This is a genomic window from Actinomyces glycerinitolerans, assembly GCF_900098745.1.
GTDB lineage: Bacteria > Actinomycetota > Actinomycetes > Actinomycetales > Actinomycetaceae > Actinomyces > Actinomyces glycerinitolerans.
This window is the reverse complement of the sequence record NZ_FQTT01000009.1, coordinates 89712-108663: the sequence shown is the minus strand read 5'-3', so window position 1 is coordinate 108663 and position 18952 is coordinate 89712. Positions and strand designations below refer to the sequence as shown.

Here is an 18952-nt window from a genome sequence, read left to right as displayed (position 1 = left end):
AGGCCGCGGTCCCCGAGCCGGCGCCCACATGACTCCAATGGCTCCAACGAATCCTCCGCCGGCCACCAACACCGTCGATCCGAGAACGAACCCGCCAACCCGAGAACGACCTCTTTGGCCCGAGTACGACCTCGCCGAGCCGAAACCGACCACCGCATCACAGACCCAACCCAAACCGCCACACCCACAAACACGGAGAACCCCTGCACACCCCGGTCGCGAGCCGTGGAGCTCAGTGCTACGCTCCCTGGGTATCAAAAGCGGACTCAGAGATGCGCCGGGCTCGCAGGCGACGAGCGTACACGGGTGCGACGCGCATGCACGGATGCGGCCACACCTGCAGGCGAGCCGACGAGCCTGTTCCGCCCGCATCGACGCCGCATATACACGCATCCAGGAGACCGCGGCGCCATCGGCAGCCGCAACGGATCAGGGAGTGTTAGAGACCATGACGGGACCACAAACCACCTGCCCCATCGCCGCCAGCCTGGAGCTGCTGGGCGAGAAGTGGACTCTACTGATCCTTCGCGATATTCACCGGGGTATATGCCGGTTCAGCGACCTGGAGGAGAGTCTCGGATGCCCGCGCTCGGTACTGTCGGCGCGACTGAGGAAACTCGTCGAACACGACATCCTGCGGGTCGAGCCCTACCGGGAGCCCGGCCGCAGGCAGCGACACGCCTACACCCTCAGCACCAAGGGACGCGATCTTGTCCTCGTGCTGGCGGCGCTACAGCAGTGGGGACTCAAGCATCTGCCGGACGTGGCGCCGATTGCGCCGGAGCCGGTTCACCTGGGTTGTGGCAGCCCCGTCGAGGCGCGCCTGTCCTGCCGCCGGGGCCACCACGTCGAGGCCGAGGCCGTCGGCCTTCCGGAATGGCCGTAAGCCGCCACCCTCACATCGTCGGCACTCAGGCGGCTTGGATGAGCTTGATGGCGTCGAGCTCAGCGGCGATGCGGCCCTCCGCCAGTTCCAGCTCCTAGCGCGACTGCAGGTTGAGCCAGAGAACTGCGGCTCAACGCCGAAGTAGCGACCTAGGCGCAGCCCCGTGTCCGCGGTAATCGCCCGCTTGCCATGCACGATCTCGTTGATACGACGCGGAGGCGCACCAATCGACACCGCGAGCGTGTGCTGCGTGATGCCGAAGGGACGAATTCGTCACACGTTAAACCGGAACTCGACCACGTCACCGTCGGCCATGACGTAGTCCTTGCCCTCCATGCGGACCTTGCCGTGGGCGCGGACCTCGGCCATGGAGCCGTACTCCATGAGGTCGTCGTAGGAGACGATCTCCGCCTTGATGAAGCCCTTCTCGAAGTCGGTGTGGATCACGCCCGCCGCCTGCGGGGCGGTCCAGCCCTTGTGGATCGTCCAGGCGCGCGACTCCTTCTCCCCCGCCGTCAGGAAGGTCTGCAGACCGAGCGTGTCGAAGCCGACCCGCGCCAGCTTGTCCAGACCGGACTCGTCCTGGCCGTTCTCGTGCAGCATCTCGGCGGCCTCGTCGGGCTCCAGTTCCACCAGCTCGGCCTCGAACTGGGCGTCCAGGAACACGGCCTCCGCCGGGGCCACCAGGGCGCCGAGCTCCTGCTGTCGGGCGGCGTCGTGCATGCCGGCGTCGTCCAGGTTGAACACGTAGATGAAGGGCTTGGTGGTCATCAGCTGGAACTCGCGCAGGATCTCCTCATCCAGTGCCTTGCCCGCCGCGGCGGCCGACAGCAGCTCGCCCGCCTCCAGCACCTTCAGCGCGGCCCGCGCCACCTCCAGCACGGCGGCGTCGGTCTTCTTGCCGCGCACCTCCTTCTCCAGACGCGGGATCGTCTTCTCCAGGGTCTGCATGTCGGCCAGGATCAGCTCGGTGGCAATGGTCTCGATGTCCGAGGCGGGGTCGACCTTGCCGGCCACGTGGACCACGTCGGGGTCGTCGAAGGCGCGGGTGACGATGCAGATGGCGTCGGCCTCGCGGATGTTGGCGAGGAACTGGTTTCCCAGTCCCTCCCCCTCGCTGGCGCCGCGCACGATCCCGGCGATGTCCACGAAGGAGACGGTGGCGGGCACGATCTTCTGGGAGTGGAACATCTTGGCCAGCGCGTCCAGCCGCGCATCCGGCAGGGGCACCACACCGACGTTCGGCTCGATCGTGGCGAAGGGGTAGTTCGCCGCGAGAACGGTCGCCCGGGTCAGGGCGTTGAACAGGGTCGACTTGCCGACGTTGGGCAGTCCAACAATTCCGATAGTGAGTGCCACGGGGCGAGTGTAGCGGCCCGCCGCTAAGCGCCCGGAATTCATGTCGGCGCCCCGTGTCATGGTGGCCCCATGTCCACAGCGCTTCCCATCCTGCTCCTGCTCATCGGCCTGCTCGTCGGGGCGGTGGCCGGTTACGCCCTGGCGGTGGTCCGCTCGGCTACCGCCCGTGCCGGCGGTCGCGACGAGGCCGCCGCCCTGCGCGCCGAGGCGGCCCAGTGGCGGGCTCGCGCCGAGGAGCTGACCGCCCGCACCGTCGCGGCCGAGGAACGCGCCGAGCGCGACGGCTCCGTGCTGCGCGCCCTCGCGCCGGTCCGCTCCCAGTTGGAGCAGGTCGGCGCCCGGGTCGAGCGGATGGAGCAGCAGCGCGCCGCCGAGCACGCCACGCTCACCGAACAGCTGCGCGCGGGGGCCGAGTCCGATCGCGAGCTGCGGCGCACAACGACGGCGCTCGAGGGCGCCCTGCGCTCGCGCTCCTCGCGTGGGCTGTGGGGTGAGGTCGAGCTCGCCCGCGTGCTCGAAGCCTCCGGGATGATGCGGCATATCGACTTCTCCGAGCAGCGCTCGGTGGCCTCCGTGGTCGGTCGCCGCAACGGCGCCGGCGGCAGCGGGGGCGCCAGCGGCAAGTCGCGGCCCGACGTCGTCGTGCACCTGCCCGGCAACGGATTCCTGGCGCTGGACGCCAAGGTGCCGTTGGACTCCTACCTGAAGGCCTGCGCCGTCGGAGCAGATCCCGACGGTGCCGCCGCGCCCAGTCCCGCCTCACCCGGCGGCCCCACTACCGACGGCACCCTCTCCGGCCACGGTGCCCATTTCGGGACCGCCACGCAGGAGCGCCGGGCCCGGCTGCTGGCAGAGCACGCCAAGGCGCTGCGCGCTCACGTCGACGCCCTGGCCGAGCGTCACTATGCGCGCACGCTCCAGGACTCCCCGGAACTGGTGGTGCTGTTCGTGCCGGCCGAACCGATCCTGGCCGCGGCTCTGGAGGCCGATCCCACGCTCATGGAGCACGCACTCGACCACGGGGTCGCCCTGGCCACGCCCGCTTCACTGCTGGCGCTGCTGCGAACCTGCGCGACCGCATGGGCGCGCACCGCCGTCAACGACGACGCACGCGAGCTGGTAGAGCTCGGGCGCACGCTTTACGAGCGCCTCGGCACGGTCGCCAGACATCTCGACACCCTGGGCTCCGCCCTGACGCGCTCCGTGACCGCGTACAACCAGGCGGTCGGGTCCATGGAGTCGCGACTGCTGGTCACGGCCCGCTCCTTCGAGACCTTCGGCGACGGTCTGACCACGCCACGGCAGGTTTCCCCGGATAACGCGCAGGTTCGGCGCTTCGCCAGCGCCGAGTTGGCGGCGGACTCCGAGTAGCGGCAGGGCTCCGCAGAGACGGCGATTCGCAACGATGGGGTTACATATGCGCTTTCATTCACATAAACTAGTTGCACACGATATCTCACAGCAACCTTCCAGGTGCGCCCCCTAGCGTACCTGGCGAACTTTGAATCTACCTTGTGGAGGTTCTTCCTACATGGCAGCCCCAACCACCAGCAGCCCCCCATCCAGCGCCAACGCCACTCGTGGCGAAGCCTCATCCGCGCGCGATGAAGTACTCGACCACCTGGACACCCTCGCCTCCAAGCAGCAGGAGCTGCAGGAGCAGCTCAGCACGCTGCGCGACGAGCGCGACAGCCTCATCCTGCGCGGGCTCGCCAATGGCCTGAGTTCCACCGAGCTGGCCGAGACAGCCCACCTGACCGGGGCGCGAGTACGCGCCATCGCCGATGCCGCGGCGGACTCCTCCGCCCGCGAGCGCATCTCGCGGGCCATGTCCATACTGGTCGCCCACCGCCCCCGATCTGCACCACCTACGGCGCGCTCGCAGAAGCCGTGGGCATCGGCTCGGCGAAGGGCGTGGCCTCCTCGCTGGCCACCAACCCCGAGGTCCCGGCCCGCGCCGGCGCGCGCGTACTCCTGCTGCGCTGGGCGAATCCGGCGCTGGGCGGCTACGTCATTCCCAGCGAGGAACCCTCATGGCAGACCCAGGGCGACGACACCGCCTCACGCCTGGACTGCCTTCAGGCCGAGCACCTGGTGGTGCAGGTCGACTCCCCGAACGGACCGGTGTGGCTGGTTCCCTTCGATCGGGTTGTGGCCGACGCCGATACCCTGGCAGGCATCATCGGCTGAGCCTCGCGCTCCGCGGGTCCCGAACCGTGCACAGACAGCGAGCTGTCGGCCGCGCCCCAACCGGTGCGCGGCCGACAGTTCAACGGGTGTGGTCGTGCGCGGGGCGGTCACGCTCCGGGGCGCGGCCGCCGGCGGCGGTCTTGAGGTCGGCGCGCAGGTTCTTCGGCAGGGAGAAGGCGATCTTCTCCGTCGCGGTACGCACCTGCTCGACGTCGGTGAACCCCAGCTCCCCCAGTCGCTCGATCACCTCGCGCACCAGAATCTCCGGCACCGAGGCCCCGGAGGTCAGGCCCACGGTGTTCGCGCCGTCGAACCAGGAGGGATCCAGCTCGCGGGCGTAGTCGACCCGGTGGGCGGCGGGCGCGCCGGCCTCCAGGGCAACCTCCTTCAGTCGCACGGAGTTGGAGGAGTTGCCGGAGCCGACCACGATCATCACGTCCACCTGCGAGGCGATGGTCTTGACGGCACCCTGCCGGTTCTGAGTGGCGTAGCAGATGTCGTCACCGGGCGGGTCACTCAGGCCCGGAAAGCGCTCCCGCAGGCGCCGCACCGTCTCCATGGTCTCGTCCACGGACAGGGTGGTCTGGCTGATCCACACCACCTTGCTCGGGTCACGCACCTGTACGGAGTCGACCTCGTCGGGGCCGTTGACCACCTGAATATGGTCGGGTGCCTCCCCCTGGGTCCCTTCGACCTCCTCGTGGCCCGAGTGACCGACCAGGATGATGTCGTAGTCGTCCTTGGCGAAACGAATCGCCTGCTTGTGTACCTTCGTCACCAGCGGGCAGGTCGCGTCGATCGTCTGCAGGTGGCGTGCGGCCGCCTGCGCGTGCACGGCCGGGGACACGCCGTGGGCTGAGAAGACCACGCGCGCCCCCTCGGGCACCTGATCGGTCTCCGAGACGAACACCGCGCCCCGCTTCGAGAGCGCCTCCACCACGTACTTGTTGTGCACGATCTCCTTGCGCACGTAAATCGGCGCCCCATAGAGGGCCAGGGCCTGTTCCACGGCGTCGACGGCGCGATCCACGCCGGCGCAGTAGCCGCGTGGGGAGGCCAGCAGGATGCGCTTTCCGGGCCGGCCGGCGGCATCCGGCGCACCCGCAGCTTGAGCAATCGTCACGCCCCCACTGTGCCACACCACCCGGTCGGGCGAACACGCCCCGGCGGCGTTTAACGTGGCACAGTGGAGCACGTGACCGACTCCTCGCCCCGCCGCACACCTTCGCCGCCCGCGCAGGCGCCCCTGAACCCGCCCGCCGCCCAGCCCGCTGGTCCCGGCACGAGCCGGCCCCTGGCCCGTCTGGCGCGTGAGACCACCCCGGAGAACCCCTGGCCGCTGCGGCTGCTGTCCACCAAGATCGACGAGTACGTCAACAAGATGACCTTCGTGTGGGTGGAGGGGCAGATCGTCCAGTTCAACCGGCGCCCCGGCTCGGGCATGCAGTACCTGACCCTGCGCGACGCCGACGCCGACATGTCCATGTCCTTGTCCGTGTTCACCCGGGAGCTGGCCGCCATCGAGCGGGCCACCGGCGTGCAGGTGACCGAGGGGTCTCGCGTCGTCGTCCACGCCAAGCCGCGCTTCTGGACCAAGCGCGGCAGCCTGGAGTTGCGCGCCGACGACATCCGCCCGGTCGGCATCGGCGACCTGCTGGCCCGCATCGAGCAGCTGCGCCGGATCCTGGCGGCCGAGGGCCTGTTCGACGCCGAGCGCAAGCACCCACTGCCCTTCCTGCCCCGCAAGGTCGGGCTGGTTTGCGGCCGCAACGCCAAGGCCAAGGACGACGTCGTCGTCAACGCCCGCCTGCGCTGGCCCGGCCTGCCCTTCGAGATCCGCGAGGTAGCCGTGCAGGGGGCGCAGGCGGTGCGGGAGGTCACCGCCGCCATCCGGGAGCTCGACGCCGACCCGAGCGTGGACGTGATCGTGGTGGCGCGCGGGGGTGGGGCCGTGGAGGACCTGCTGCCCTTCTCCGACGAGGGGCTGGTGCGGGCCGCGGCCGCCGCCCGCACCCCGATCGTCTCCGCGATCGGGCACGAGACCGACTGCCCGCTGCTGGACCTTGTCGCCGACTACCGGGCGTCCACCCCCACGGATGCGGCCCGTCGCATTGTGCCGGATCTGGCCGAGGAGACCATGGGGCTGGACCAGGCCCGTGAGCGCATGCGCACGGTGCTGCGCTCCCGCCTGGACGCCGAGCAGCGCGGCCTGGACCAGGTGCTGGCCCGGCCGGTGATGGCCGATCCGACGCTCATCGTGCGCGACCGGGTTGCCGAGCTGGAGCAGGCCCGCGAGCGCATGCGCCGGGCGCTGTCCGCCACGCTGTCCCTGGCCGACGCCGATCTGCGCGCCGATCACGCCCGTCTGCGGGCCCTGTCCCCCCAGGGTGTGCTCGACCGGGGCTACGCGATCCTGCGCAGCCCGGGCGGCGGCATCATCACCTCCGCCCGGCAGGTGAAGAAGGGCGATCTGATCGAGGGCGTGCTGGCCTCGGGCCGCCTGGTGGCGCAGGTCGTGGGTACCACCAAGCCCGTCTCCAACGCACCCGAATAATGGGACGCCGACCCGCGCCGGATCGGACTACCCACCTGTGCCGAGCCCGCCCCTGCCGAGTGCCAGGTTCAGCTTCCCGGCCGCGTCACCGACTCCCGCTCAACCACGCGCCCGACGATTCGCAGGTTCTGCGGCTGCGCATCCGGGTTATCCAGCAGGCCGTAGAGCCGCTCCACCGCCCACGCCGCCATCTCCGCGTGCGGGAGGGCGATGGAGGTCAACGGCGGGGACAGCGACTCGTTGATCAGCACCATGTCGTCGAATCCGACCACGGACAGGTCCTGCGGTATGCGCAGTCCCAACTCGGCGGCGGCCGCGTACACGCCCATGGCCATGGCGTCGGCGAAGCAGAACACTCCCGTGGGGCGCTGTGCCGGTGGCGCGTCGAGCAGCCGGATGGCGGCGTCGTGAGCGGCGCGACCGGTCGGCGTGCAGGCGACAACGACGGGCTCGATGCCACTAGCGCGGCAGCGGGCGAGGAATCCCTGTGCGCGCCCGTGAGCCGCGGGGATGTCATCCTGATTGTTGATCATGGCCACGCGGCGGTGCCCGGACGCTAACAGCGCCTCGGCGCCAGCGCGGCCGCCGGCCACCTCATCCGGCACTACCCAGGAGTAACGGGCGTCGGTGGTGAAGGCGTTGACCACCACCGTGGGCACGCCCGCCAAGGCCGATGGCACCGTCACCTTCTGGTGGTAGAGGGCACCGAGGATGACGCCGTCGACTTGATAGTCCATGAGGGTGGCGATCACACCGTCCTCGTCGTCGGCCGTGTCGGCGACGATGAGCAGCCCGCCGCGGGCGCGCACGGCGTCCTGGGCTCCCAGCACCATGCGGCCCAGGTGTTCGGTGGTGGCCAGTTGGCGCCCGACCAAGGCGATCGTGTCCGTGCGTCGAGTGCGCAGGGCGCGGGCGGACGGGTTGGCGCGGTAGCCGAGAGCCGCCGCCACGGACTTGACGTGGCTGCGGGTCTCCTCCGAGACGCGCGATCCCTCCGGGTTGTTCAAGGCGTGCGAGACCGTCGTGACGGATACGCCGGCCTCCCGGGCCACATCCTTGATGGTGACCCGGTCAGCCTTGCGACCAGGACTCATCGGCCACTCCCTCCTGCAGACACTCAGGCAGGCGGTAAGTATCTCCCATGTGGTCCGCCGCGATGCAGGCGCGGGCCATCAAGACCATCGGCGTACCAGGCGTGCAGTTGCTTGCCGGTTCGCGCGGAGTCTCGATCCGGATTCACCGTGCCCGAGCGTTAACTGGCGCACATCCGCCGCCCGCGTGCAACAATCGGTGCCATGAGCGCACCCTCCCCCGCTGAGTCGATCGGCCCCGCAGACGCCAACGCCGACGTCGCCTCCCTGCCCTACGAGCAGGCCCGCGAGCAGCTGGTCGGCGTCGTCCAGCGCCTGGAGGCCGGTCAGGTTCCCCTGGAGGAGGCCCTGAAGCTGTGGGAGCGCGGCGAGGCCCTGGCCGCCCGCTGCCAGTCCTGGCTCGACGACGCGCGCGCCCGCCTGGCCGCCGTCGCCGGCAACGGCAGCGAGCCCGCCGAATCCGCCGGCCCCGACGCCAATTCCACACCCTTCTGAGCGCCCTTCCGCCCCGTATTCACTTGTCACCGTCCGCCCTCGCCACCGCCCATCAACCATGAGGAGCCCAACATGTCCGCACCCGGCCCCGCAGGCGCCGCCCTCGTCATCGGCGAGGCGCTCGTCGACGTCGTCATCCACCCCGGCGAGCCCGCCCAAGACATTCCCGGCGGCTCCCCCGCCAACGTCGCCCTGGGGCTCAGCCGCCTGGGCCGCGACGCCGAGCTGGACTGCTGGATCGGCACCGACCCGCGCGGCCTGGCGGTGAAGGCGCACCTGGAGGCCTCCGGAGTGCGGCTGACACCGGGGTCCGACGGCGCCGAGCGCACCTCGACGGCACAGGCCACCATCGGCGCCGACCGCGCCGCCACCTACGTGTTCGACCTGGACTGGAATCCGCCCTACCCGCAGCGCACTGAGGGCGCCCCCGCGCCACTGCTGGTGCACACCGGCTCCATCGGGGCGGTCCTCCAGCCCGGCGCACGCACGGTCGAACAGGTGCTGTCCGACTACCGGGCCACCTCCACGATCTGCTACGACCCCAACGCCCGCCCGCAGCTGATGGGCACGCCCGAGCAGGCACGCGCGCAGGTCGAGCGGCTGATCGCCCTGGCCGATGTGGTCAAGTGCTCCGACGAGGACATTGCCTGGTTCTACGGTGAGGACGCGGACGTCGAGGCCGTGGCGCGCGACTGGCTGAAGCTGGGCGCGGCCGTCGTCGTCGTCACCCGCGGCAAGCAGGGTTCGCTGGCGGTGACCGCCTCCGGGCTGCGCATGGAGGTGCCCGCCGACCCCACCGTGGTGGTCTCCGACACCGTCGGCGCGGGCGACTCCTTCATGGGCGGGCTCGAGGACGGCATCTGGGCCGAGGGCCTGGTGGGCGCCGAGCAGCGTGAGGCGCTGCGCAACATCGACGCCGCGGCGCTCGAGCGCGTGCTGCGGCATGCGGCCGCCATCGCGGACATCACCGTCTCCCGCGCCGGCGCCAACCCGCCCACCCGCGCCGAGCTGGAGGGCCACACCGCCTGACCCCGCCCGGCCCTCTCCGCAGCGGCGGGCAGGTTCGGCACTCAGTACAGCGGGATCTCGTCGAGCATGCGCGTGACCAGCTCGGCGATCTCGCTGCGCTCGGTGCGCACCAGGTCGACGTGCGCGAACAGGTCCCTGTCCTTCAGGGACTCGACCACGCTGACCACGCCGTCCCAGCGGCCCACCCGCAGGTTGTCCCGCTGGGCGACGTCGTGGGTGAGCACCACCTTGGAGTTCTGGCCGATCCGGGACAGCACCGTCAGCAGCACATTGCGCTCCAGCGACTGGGCCTCGTCCACGATCACGAAGGCGTCGTGCAGGGAGCGTCCGCGCACGTGCGTCAGCGGCAGCACCTCCAGCTGCCCGGCGGCGACGATCCGGTCGATCCGGTCCGTGGGCACCACCGAGCTGAGGGTGTCAAACACCGCGTCCCCCCAGGGGGACATCTTCTCAGCCGAGTCGCCGGGCAGGTAGCCGAGGGTCTGCCCGCCCACCGCGTACAGGGGCCGGAACACCATCACCTTGCGGTGCTCGTGCCGGTTGACGACGGCGTCCAGGCCGGCGCTCAGCGCCAGGGCGGACTTGCCGGTGCCCGCACGGCCGCCCAGTGAGACGATGCCGATGTCGGGGTTGAGCAGGTGGTCGATGGCGATGCGCTGCTCGGCGCTGCGCCCGCGCACGCCGAAGACCTCGCGGGAGGGGTCGACCAGGTGCAGGGTCCCGCCGACCACGGTGGCCAGCGCCGATCCGCGTGGGGAGGTCACCACCACGCCGGTGTGGGTCGGTTGAGCCGCCAGGTCGTCGGCGGCCTCCTCGTCCGTCAGCCCGGACAGGTCCAGGACGCCGTCGTCCCACAGGCGGGAGATCTCCTCCGCGGTGACGGTTACAGCGGTCATGCCGGAGTAGATGTCCTCGCTGGCGAGCTCGGCCCGGTACTCCTCCGCGGTCAGCCCGACGGCCGCGGCCTTGATACGCATGGGCAGGTCCTTGGACACGACGACGACCTCGCCGTCGTCCCCTCCCTGCCGGGCGCGGCGGGCAAGGGTGACGGCCACGGACAGGATGCGGGAGTCGTTATCGCCCAGGCGCATGGCGGCGGGCAGCACGTGGTCGTCGGCGCCGTTGAGCTCGACCCGCACCGTGCCGCCGCGGTCGCCCACGGGGATGGGGCGGTCGAGCCGGCCGTGCTGCTCGCGCAGGCCGTCGAGCAGCCGCAGTGCGGAGCGGGCGAAGTAGCCCAGCTCGGGGTGGTGACGCTTGCCCTCCAACTCGGTGACCACCACGACCGGCAGCACGACGGCGTGCTCGTCGAAGCGCAACACGGCGCGGGGGTCCGACAGTAGGACCGAGGTGTCCAGGACGTAGGTTCGCATGGCTGTCTCCGTCTGTGCTCGGCGGGCTGTACCCGACGTCCGGCCCCGGCCCGTCTGTGATACCGCTCACCATACCCGCTGTCGCTGCCGGAACGCTGAGCACAACGAGGCGTGGTGGCCGGAGCACCGTCGGCGCGGGCCTACAGTCACGGACCTACCGCCGACGGCCAGCAACTGAGCCACCGCCGACGGCGGGGTCCGGCGCCCGAAGAAACCTCGGCTACTTGCCCAATCGGCGCTCGCGTCGCCCGTAGTCGCGCAGCGCCCGCAGGAAGTCGATGCGGCGGAAGTCCGGCCAGTACACCTCGCAGAAGTAGTACTCGGAGTGGACCGACTGCCACAGCAGGAAGCCGGACAGGCGCTGCTCCCCCGAGGTGCGGATGACCAGCTCGGGGTCGGGCTGCCCCTTGGTGTACAGGTGCGCGGTGATGTCCTCCTCGGACAGGGAGTCGGCGACCTGCTCCAGCGTGGCGCCGGCGGCGGCGCGCTCACGCAGCAGGGAGCGCACGGCGTCGGCAATCTCTTGGCGCCCGCCGTAGCCGACGGCGACGTTGACCTGCATGCGCCCATCCACGCCCGGCCCACCGGCATTCCCCGCCGCAGACGCCGACGCGCCGGCGGCGGATCCGGCACCGGGGACGACGCTCCCGTCGCCGGGGCCGCCGTCGTCGCGCCCGGCGGTGGACGCGACGGCGGCACGCAGCCGGTCCGCCACGGGCGCGGGCAACAGGTCCACATTCCCAACCAGACGCAGCCGCCAGCGGCCGGCGGCGGCCAACTCGTCGACGGCGTGGGCGATGATGTCCAGCAGCGGCGAGAGCTCGGCGGGGTCGCGTGAGAGGTTGTCGGTGCTCAGCAGCCACAGGGTGACCACACCGACGCCGGCATCCTCCGCCCACCCCAGGAACTCCTCGATCTTGTCGGCGCCACGCTTGTGCCCCTGCGCGGTGCCGATACCCATGGCCCGCGCCCAACGGCGGTTGCCGTCGAGGATGACACCCACATGCTCGGGCACGCGGTCGGGTTTGACCTGGGCGACCAGGCGGCGCTCGTAGAGGTCGTACAGGAGGTTGTCGCCCGCCATGGCTCGTCTCTTTCTGTGCGCGCCGGTCCGCTATGACGCCGCCGCACCAGGGTCGGTGGGCGCGCCCAGCTCCGAGGGTACCGCGAGTGAGCCCTAGCCCACCTTCCCCACAAACCTACGGAAGCGTAAGTTACGGTAGCGTAGGTTGCTGGGACGTCCACGTGAGGAGAACCGTCGATGCGTACTTCCGCCCGGTCGCGCGGCGCGGCCGCAATCAGCGCCGCCAACGACCTCGCCCGCGCCGTCAAACCCAAGCTGCGCGGGTGGATCCACGCCTGCACCGCTCCCCTGGCGCTGGCCGCCTGCATCGTGCTGACGGTGCTGGCGCCGGGTGCAGGGCTGAAGTGGGCGTGTGCCGCCTACCTGGCCTGCTCGCTGCTGCTGTTCGCCAATTCGGGCGTCTACCACATCTCCAACGGCCACTTCCCCAGCGCCGTGTCCACGGTGCTGCAGCGCTTCGACCATGCCAACATCTACCTGCTGATCGCCGGCACCTACACACCCCTGTCGGTGGCACTGCTCGACGCCGGCACGGCCCGCCTGGTGCTGGGAATCGTGTGGGGCGGGGCCGCACTCGGCATCCTCACCACGCTGCTGTGGCCGACGGCGCCGCGCTGGCTGTCGACCCTGTTCTACATCCTGCTCGGCTGGGTGGCGCTGTGGTTCCTGCCCCAATTCTGGGTCACCGGCGGTCCGGCGGTCTTCTGGCTGCTGGTGGCCGGCGGCGTCGTCTATACGGTGGGCGGTGTCATCTACGCGCGCAAGCGCCCCGACCCGTTCCCCCGCTGGTTCGGCTTCCATGAGATCTTCCATACGTGCACGGTGGCCGCGTGGGCCTGCCACTGCGTGGCCTGTTATCTGGCGGTGCTGGGCTGAGAGGCCGCGCACCGCGCCGCGCCCACCGCAGACATCCGGCCGACATGGCCACGCACACCGCCGTCGCCGACCCACGGGGCGGCGGGAACGTATAGACTCGCGGTTTATATCCGGACAGCACCTGAGGATTCCTGAGGATTTCTGCCGCCCGTTCGCAAGGAGGAACCATGGCCGAAGAGACCACCGAACAGCAGGGCACCTGGCTCACCCAGGAGGCGTTCGACCGACTCACCGAGGAACTCGAGCGCCGCAAGAACGTTGAGCGCAAGGCGATCGCCCAGCGCGTGGAGGCCGCCCGCCAGGAGGGCGACCTGCGGGAGAACGCCGGCTATCACGCGGCCCGCGAGGAGGCCTCGCTCAACGAGGCCCGCATTGTCACGCTCACCGAGATGCTGGAGCACGCGCAGGTGGGCGCCGCCAGCTTCGACGGCTCCGTCGCCGCGGGCACCGTCGTCACGGCGAAGGTCGCCGGCCGCGAGCAATCCTTCGCCCTGGGCGGGCAGGAGATCACCGCGGACGTCCCCGAGGGCGTCAAGGTCTTCTCCCCCGACGCCCCACTCGGCCGCGCCCTCATGGGGCACCGTGCCGGCGAGACCGTCACCTACAACGCGCCCACCGGCAAGGAAATAACCGCCGAGATCATCGACGTCAAGGCGCTGTAGACCGCACCAACTATCAACGCGCCCCGTTCCCGCCCACGCGGCGGGCACGGGGCGCGCTTGTTCCTCCCCGATCCCACTCGTACTCCACGCCTCGCGCCGCATTCCCGGGTTATCGGCGCGAACGTGGCGTTTTCGACCGGGGCGCCCGGGGGTGCCCGCGCATACGCCTCCGGCGTACTCCCATGGTTCACACTTAACGCGCTCGGCCGCCCCGAGTACGGTCACCCCCATGACAGCAGCTACACAGTCCGCTCCTGCCGCCGCGCCGACGGCGCGCCCCCGCCCGGCACGCAACCCTCAGATTCCCGGTCGGGAGACCACGCTACTGCCCAACCCGGGCGACCACGTCGTCCTGGGCACTCCCCTGGACGGCCCCTGGCCCGAGGGCACCCAGGTGCTCTACCTGGCGGGCGGCTGTTTCTGGGGTGTGGAGCGCTTCCTGTGGCGCCAGCCCGGCGTCGTGGCAACCGCCGTCGGCTACATGGGCGGCACCACCCCGAACGCCACCTACCAGGAGGTGTGCACCGGCGCCACCGGTCACGCCGAGACGGTGCGCGTGGCTTATGACCCGGCCGTGTGCGGGCAGGGCGGGGAGAGCCTGCTGCGCACCTTCTGGGAGAACCACGACTCCACCCAACTGAACCGGCACGGCAACGACGTCGGCACCCAGTACCGCTCGGCGGTATGGACCACCACGTCGGCGCAGGCGAACGCCGCCCTGGCGATCCGCACCGCCTTCCAGGGCGAGCTGACCCGGCTGGGCCGCGGCACCTGCGTGACCACGATCGCCCCCGCCAGCGAGCTGTACGCCGACTTCGGCGGCCCCTTCTACCTGGCGGAGGACTACCACCAGGGCTACCTGGACAAGAACCCCGACGGCTACTGCAACCACGGCCCCAACGGGATCACCTGCCCGGTCGGGATCGCGAACGTGCCCGCACAGACGGACGTGCTGCCGCCGGAGGCGGTGTAAGCACACCGATTGCCGCGGCAACGTGTTCGGGCCGGGCAGAGGCGTTCAGCGTCTCTACCCGGCCCGTTACGTTCCCACCCGGCGCCCTACCGGCGCCGCCTTCGGCGAGAAAGGCCGCCGCCTTCAGGCACCCAGCGCCAGATTGACTGCCACCCCCAGCATGACCAGGCCGACCAGCACGTCCAGCACGCGCCAGGTGCGTGGGCTGGACAGCGGCCCAGACAGCGCCCGCGCCCCCAGGCCCAGCGCCGTGAACCACAGGATCGACGCCGTACCGGCGCCGGCGGCGGCCACCCACCGGGCCGTCCCGAAGCCGTTGGTGACCGTGCCGAGCATCAGCACGGTGTCGAGATAGACGTGCGGGTTCAGCCAGGTGAGCGCGAGCGTCGTAAGCGCCACCGACGACGCCGGACGCGCCTGCTCCTGCTCAAGCGCACCGGGACGCATGGCCGACCGGAAGCTGGAGATCGCGAAGCCGATCAGGTAGAGCACGCCGCCCCAGCGCAGCACCTCCAGCGCCCAGGGGGCCAGGCGCGCCACCACGCCGATCCCGCCGGTGCCAATGGCGATGAGCGCCAAGTCGCTGAGCGCACAGATGGCGATCACCAGCCCGACGTGTTCGCGGCGTACGCCCTGGCGCAGTACCCACGCGTTCTGTGCGCCGATGGCCACGATCAGCCCCAGGCCGGTGGCGAAGCCGGTAATGGCCGGCGCCAAGCCTGCGTTGTGTGCGGCCGACACCGTTCCGAAGACCGGTGCCGCCGTCAAGGCAGCGGACGCCGGGTTCCAGGACGCAGGGATCAAGGCCGCGCAATCCAGCAGGCTCATGGAAGTGATCACTACCCGACCGTACGGGCAACGGCCGGGCTGCCGTAAGCCCCGGCCCGCCGTCCGCCTCGGTGGCGGAGCCCACGCGGTGCCGGGTGCAACTCGCCGTCGGCGGACCGCACCGCAGGGATCGCGCCGGAAATGTGCCAATATCAGGGCATGAGTGAGCGCAGTGACTTCACAGACGACCGCGGCTATGGCGACCGCGGCAACCGTCGCGACCGATACGACCGGCGCGACCGCGGGGACTACCACGGCTCCGGCGGCTACGACCGTGGCTACCGCAGCAACTACCGGGGCGACGGCGAGCGCGGCTACGGCCGGGATCGCGGCTATGGCGACCGGCGCGACGACCGGGGCTATAACCGCGACCGCGACGGCCGGGGATACGACCGGGGCGGACGCGGCTACGACCGCGACGGCCGGGGCTACCGCAACCACCGGGAGGACCGCGATTATCGCGACAACCGCGGCTATGGCGACCGGCGCGGACGCGACTTCCAGCGCGACGACCGCGGCGGACGCGGTTACGACCAGAGCCGGAGCTACGACCGGGGCGGACGCGGATACGACCAGAGCCGGAGCTACGACCGCGGCGGACGCGGATACGACCGGGGCGGCCGGGGTTATGACCGCGGCGGGCGCGGATACGACCGGGGAGACCGGGACCGCGACTACCGGCGCGAGGGCCGCCGCCACGAGAAGGGCCCGCGCAAGGGCACGCTCAGCGACCTGGTGGATTACCTGCACGTACTCGACGGCCGCTCCTATTCCGCCTACCGCGACACGGTCGGCCACTACCGCGCCCCCGAGGGCTGGGTCCTGCACGTCGACTACGTCCAGCCCGACCCCTACGCCCCTCCCACCCGCATCCGCATTCAGGTTCCTGCCGACCTGCCGGGTCTGAAGCTGCTGCACGAGGAGGACCTGCTGTCCACCCACGACCGGCGCGTCGCGGTGGGCGATTTCCTCACCCGGGAATTGCACCGCGGTTTCCGCGGCACCAACCTCTCGATCGCCGGCCCCGGCCAGGAGATTCTCGAACGCTGCTCCGTCATCGTCTCCGCCCCGGCCGAGGCCGATCCCGAGGCACAGGCCGACGCCGATGCCTCCGCCGCGGCGTCCGCCGCGGACGCGGAGGAATCGCGCGGCCCCGCAAAGCAGGCCGACGAGGTCGTGGACCTGTTCACGGTGCTGACCGAGACGGACGCCGAAGACGCGGACGAGTCCGTTGCAGTGGAGGAGGCGAGCAGCCCCCGCGCGACCGCCGCCGAGGATGATGCCGCCGCCGAAGATGACGCCGCTCAGGCCGCTGCCGAAGAGGACATGCCCGCCGCGGATGACTTCGCCGCTGCCATCGGCTCCACCGAGCCCGCCGACACCACGATTGCGGCGCCGTCGGCGCAGATCGAGTTCACCGAGCCGGCGTCCGCCGCCTCCGCTCCACAGGCCCCGGACGCCGTCGAGGACGCCGAGGACGCTGCCGAGGTCGCAGGTGCTGAAGCAGAGGAGGGGCCCGCCCCGGCTGCCGCCTCCGGCCCCGACTTCATCATTGAGATCCGCGCCCGGGTGGCGCTGCCGGCCCGTGGCCGCTCCATCCGCGGCCGCGAGGCCGCGAACATCTTCAACCTGGACCTGACCCGCGAAGTCAACGCGGCCCTGGACCTGACCGGCGAGCGTGCCGAGCGCCTGCTGGCGCACGTCGCCGCCCTGGAGGACCACCGGGCGCTGACGCGGGCGGTGCTCGACAACGGCTGGGTCTCCTTCCTCGCCGACGGGTCGATCCTGCCCCGCCGCTCCGGCGTCAGCGATGCACCCATGGAGGAGGGCGCCGTAGCGCTGACCGCCCCGGACTCGCTGGCCGCCACCGTCACCCTGCCGCACGCCGGCGAGGTGCGCGGCACCGCCGTCGGCTCCGGAGTAACGCTCATCGTCGGCGGCGGCTACCACGGCAAGTCCACGCTGCTGAGTGCGATCGAGCGCGGCGTCTACCCGCACGTGCCGGGCGACGGCCGCGAGCTGGTCGCCACGGTCCCGGACGCCGTCAAGGTACGCGCCGCGGATGGCCGGGCGGTCACGGGCGTGGACCTGACCCCGTTCATCTCCCACCTGCCCGGCGGTAGGGACACCGCCTCCTTCACCACCACCAATGCCTCCGGTTCCACCTCGCAGGCGGCCTCCATCGTGGAGTCGATCGAGGCGGGCGCCTCGGCGCTGCTGCTGGATGAGGACACCTCCGCCACCAACCTCCTGATCCGCGATGCGCGCATGCGCACGCTGGTGGCCGACGACCAGGAGCCGATCACCCCGTTCGTGGACCGGGTGGGCGCGCTGGCCGAGGCGGGCGTGTCCACCGTGCTGGTGATGGGCGGCTCCGGGGACTACCTGGATGTGGCCGACCGGGTGCTGTTGCTGGACTCCTACGTGCTGCACGACGCCACCGAGCGGGCCGCCGAGGTCGCTGCGGCGCAGCCGCGGGAGGCCACGGCGCTGGCGGACTTCCCCATGCAGACCCCGCGCGTGCCACTGCCCTCGCAGCGCACCCAGCGCGGCCCGGTGCGCACGCGCGCCCGCGGCACGGACTCGCTCACCCTGGACCGGGAGGACATCGACATCTCCGACGTGGCCGGCGTGGTCGAGTCCGGGCAGGCGGAGGCCGTGGCCTACGCCCTGCGGGCGCTGCTGGAGCAGCGCTTCGACGGGGAGTCGACGCTGGCCCAGTGTCTGGATGACCTGGACGCGCTGCTGGACGATGAGGGCCTGGACGCGTTGGATCGTCGCCCGGCCTTCCTGGTGCGCCCGCGCATGGTGGACGTGGCGGCCGCGGTGAACCGCTACCGCAAGCTCAAGCTGGCCTGAGGGGCCCACACAGGCAGCTGAGCGCCGCTCTAGACCCAAATGGACGGGGAGCCCGCCACCTTGCGAGGTGACGGGCTCCCGCGTGTATGGGCAGCGCGAGACGGATTCAGCGCAGCGCGGCCAGCGCCTGGTCCTGGGCGACGATCGCCTCGACCATTGCGGGGACCTCGCTGTCGTGGAAGGCGGCCGGGGCGAAGCTGGACATGTTCTCGAAGTCGGTGGCCAGGTGCAGGTTGACCTGCGGCCCCACCACGCCGGTGGTGAAGTTCGACAGAATCAGGCGCAGGGCCTCGATCGGCCGGTGGCCGGCGGAGAAGGAGTAGCCGACCAGGCCGACGGCCTTGTTGGCCAGCACGGACGGGGTGATGAAGTCGATCGCGTTCTTCAGCGCGCCCGGGACGGAGTGGTTGTACTCCGGGGTGACGAAGACGTAGGCGTCGTATGCCGCCAGGGTCTCATTCCACTTCACCGCGGCAGGGTCCTTGGCGGGGGCGGCCATCGGGGGAAGCTCCTCGGCGAAGACCGGCAGGTTGAAGGCGGCGAGCTCGAGGACCTCGGCCTGCACGCCCGCAACGGTGTTGGCCTTCTCGGCAACCCACTGAGCGACGGGCCCGCCCACGGAGTTGGGTCGAACGGAGCCGGTGATCACGGCGATCTTGGTCATGTTGTACTCCTTGAAAGCACGGTTGAAAG

General features: G+C 70.9%; 17 protein-coding genes and 3 pseudogenes. 11 read left to right on the top strand and 9 right to left on the bottom strand.

Translation table 11 applies throughout. The annotated features are described in order from the left end of the window. The first annotated feature begins 448 nt into the window (after window positions 1-448). The gene (locus tag ACGLYG10_RS04645; protein WP_073329249.1) at window positions 449-886 is read left to right on the top strand and encodes a winged helix-turn-helix transcriptional regulator; all 438 of its coding nucleotides are present in this window, start codon (window positions 449-451) and stop codon (window positions 884-886) included. A gap of 183 nt (window positions 887-1069) precedes the next feature. Here the strand turns inward: ACGLYG10_RS04645 and ACGLYG10_RS16905 are convergent. Together ACGLYG10_RS16905 and ychF are read right to left on the bottom strand one after the other, a co-directional pair. Then, window positions 1070-1120 (bottom strand): annotated as a pseudogene (locus ACGLYG10_RS16905) (HigA family addiction module antitoxin); the annotation flags it as partial. A 39-nt stretch (window positions 1121-1159) separates the two neighbouring features. Next, the gene (gene ychF, locus ACGLYG10_RS04635; protein ID WP_073329247.1) at window positions 1160-2245 is read right to left on the bottom strand and encodes a redox-regulated ATPase YchF; all 1086 of its coding nucleotides are present in this window, start codon (window positions 2243-2245) and stop codon (window positions 1160-1162) included. 69 nt (window positions 2246-2314) lie between these two features. Between ychF and ACGLYG10_RS04630 the strand changes: the two genes are divergently transcribed. Further along, window positions 2315-3616 carry a DNA recombination protein RmuC gene (locus ACGLYG10_RS04630; RefSeq protein WP_073328394.1) on the top strand — a complete coding sequence of 434 codons (1302 nt, stop codon included), beginning with the start codon at window positions 2315-2317 and terminating at the stop codon, window positions 3614-3616. A 220-nt stretch (window positions 3617-3836) separates the two neighbouring features. Here the strand turns inward: ACGLYG10_RS04630 and ACGLYG10_RS15820 are convergent, their stop codons facing one another. Further along, on the bottom strand, window positions 3837-4094 hold the full coding sequence (locus ACGLYG10_RS15820; protein ID WP_139240834.1) for a hypothetical protein: 258 nt from the start codon (window positions 4092-4094) through the stop codon (window positions 3837-3839). 41 nt (window positions 4095-4135) lie between these two features. On the opposite strand from ACGLYG10_RS15820, the gene ACGLYG10_RS15815 reads away from it, so the two are divergent. Beyond that, window positions 4136-4435: a hypothetical protein gene (locus ACGLYG10_RS15815; RefSeq protein ID WP_073328391.1), complete on the top strand. Its 300-nt coding sequence runs from the start codon at window positions 4136-4138 to the stop codon at window positions 4433-4435. 79 nt (window positions 4436-4514) lie between these two features. Here ACGLYG10_RS15815 and ACGLYG10_RS04620 read toward each other — a convergent pair whose 3' ends face one another. Beyond that, a complete protein-coding gene (locus ACGLYG10_RS04620) occupies window positions 4515-5558 on the bottom strand; it encodes a 4-hydroxy-3-methylbut-2-enyl diphosphate reductase (RefSeq protein ID WP_244542580.1) in 1044 nt (347 codons plus the stop codon). A 63-nt stretch (window positions 5559-5621) separates the two neighbouring features. On the opposite strand from ACGLYG10_RS04620, the gene xseA reads away from it, so the two are divergent. Next, window positions 5622-6989, top strand: a complete 1368-nt coding sequence (gene xseA / locus ACGLYG10_RS04615) for an exodeoxyribonuclease VII large subunit (protein WP_073328388.1) — start codon at window positions 5622-5624, stop codon at window positions 6987-6989. A 68-nt stretch (window positions 6990-7057) separates the two neighbouring features. On the opposite strand, the gene ACGLYG10_RS04610 is transcribed toward xseA, so the two are convergent. Beyond that, window positions 7058-8083: a LacI family DNA-binding transcriptional regulator gene (locus tag ACGLYG10_RS04610; protein ID WP_073328386.1), complete on the bottom strand. Its 1026-nt coding sequence runs from the start codon at window positions 8081-8083 to the stop codon at window positions 7058-7060. Window positions 8084-8284: 201 nt separating this feature from the next. Here ACGLYG10_RS04610 and ACGLYG10_RS04605 point away from each other — a divergent pair, with 201 nt between their 5' ends. Continuing rightward, complete coding sequence (locus ACGLYG10_RS04605; RefSeq protein WP_073328383.1) at window positions 8285-8575, top strand: exodeoxyribonuclease VII small subunit; 291 nt, start codon at window positions 8285-8287, stop codon at window positions 8573-8575. Window positions 8576-8647: 72 nt separating this feature from the next. After that, entirely contained in the window at window positions 8648-9604 is a 957-nt protein-coding gene (locus tag ACGLYG10_RS04600; RefSeq protein ID WP_073328381.1) for a carbohydrate kinase family protein, read from the top strand. Between the two features lie 41 nt (window positions 9605-9645). On the opposite strand, the gene ACGLYG10_RS04595 is transcribed toward ACGLYG10_RS04600, so the two are convergent. After that, on the bottom strand, window positions 9646-10977 hold the full coding sequence (locus ACGLYG10_RS04595) for a PhoH family protein (protein ID WP_073328378.1): 1332 nt from the start codon (window positions 10975-10977) through the stop codon (window positions 9646-9648). A 220-nt stretch (window positions 10978-11197) separates the two neighbouring features. Then, window positions 11198-12061 (bottom strand): polyprenyl diphosphate synthase, encoded by an 864-nt coding sequence (uppS, locus tag ACGLYG10_RS04590; protein WP_073328375.1) that lies wholly within the window; start codon window positions 12059-12061, stop codon window positions 11198-11200. A 177-nt stretch (window positions 12062-12238) separates the two neighbouring features. On the opposite strand from uppS, the gene trhA reads away from it, so the two are divergent. The 3 genes from trhA (at window position 12239) to msrA (ending at window position 14572) form a co-directional block, all read left to right on the top strand. Further along, complete coding sequence (gene trhA / locus ACGLYG10_RS04585; protein WP_073328373.1) at window positions 12239-12937, top strand: PAQR family membrane homeostasis protein TrhA; 699 nt, start codon at window positions 12239-12241, stop codon at window positions 12935-12937. 167 nt (window positions 12938-13104) lie between these two features. After that, window positions 13105-13599, top strand: coding sequence for a GreA/GreB family elongation factor (locus ACGLYG10_RS04580; protein WP_073328370.1), 495 nt, complete (start codon window positions 13105-13107; stop codon window positions 13597-13599). A 229-nt stretch (window positions 13600-13828) separates the two neighbouring features. Further along, the gene (gene msrA, locus ACGLYG10_RS04575; RefSeq protein WP_083565532.1) at window positions 13829-14572 is read left to right on the top strand and encodes a peptide-methionine (S)-S-oxide reductase MsrA; all 744 of its coding nucleotides are present in this window, start codon (window positions 13829-13831) and stop codon (window positions 14570-14572) included. A gap of 123 nt (window positions 14573-14695) precedes the next feature. Here the strand turns inward: msrA and ACGLYG10_RS04570 are convergent, their stop codons facing one another. After that, window positions 14696-15412 (bottom strand): LysE/ArgO family amino acid transporter, encoded by a 717-nt coding sequence (locus ACGLYG10_RS04570; RefSeq protein ID WP_244542579.1) that lies wholly within the window; start codon window positions 15410-15412, stop codon window positions 14696-14698. A gap of 129 nt (window positions 15413-15541) precedes the next feature. Between ACGLYG10_RS04570 and ACGLYG10_RS16955 the strand changes: the two are divergent. Next, window positions 15542-16405: pseudogene (locus tag ACGLYG10_RS16955) on the top strand (ABC-ATPase domain-containing protein); the annotation flags it as partial. Between the two features lie 549 nt (window positions 16406-16954). After that, window positions 16955-18259: pseudogene (locus tag ACGLYG10_RS16950) on the top strand (P-loop domain-containing protein); the annotation flags it as partial. Between the two features lie 106 nt (window positions 18260-18365). Here ACGLYG10_RS16950 and ACGLYG10_RS04555 read toward each other — a convergent pair. Next, window positions 18366-18923, bottom strand: a complete 558-nt coding sequence (locus ACGLYG10_RS04555) for an NADPH-dependent FMN reductase (RefSeq protein WP_073328365.1) — start codon at window positions 18921-18923, stop codon at window positions 18366-18368. Between the last annotated feature and the right edge of the window lie 29 nt (window positions 18924-18952).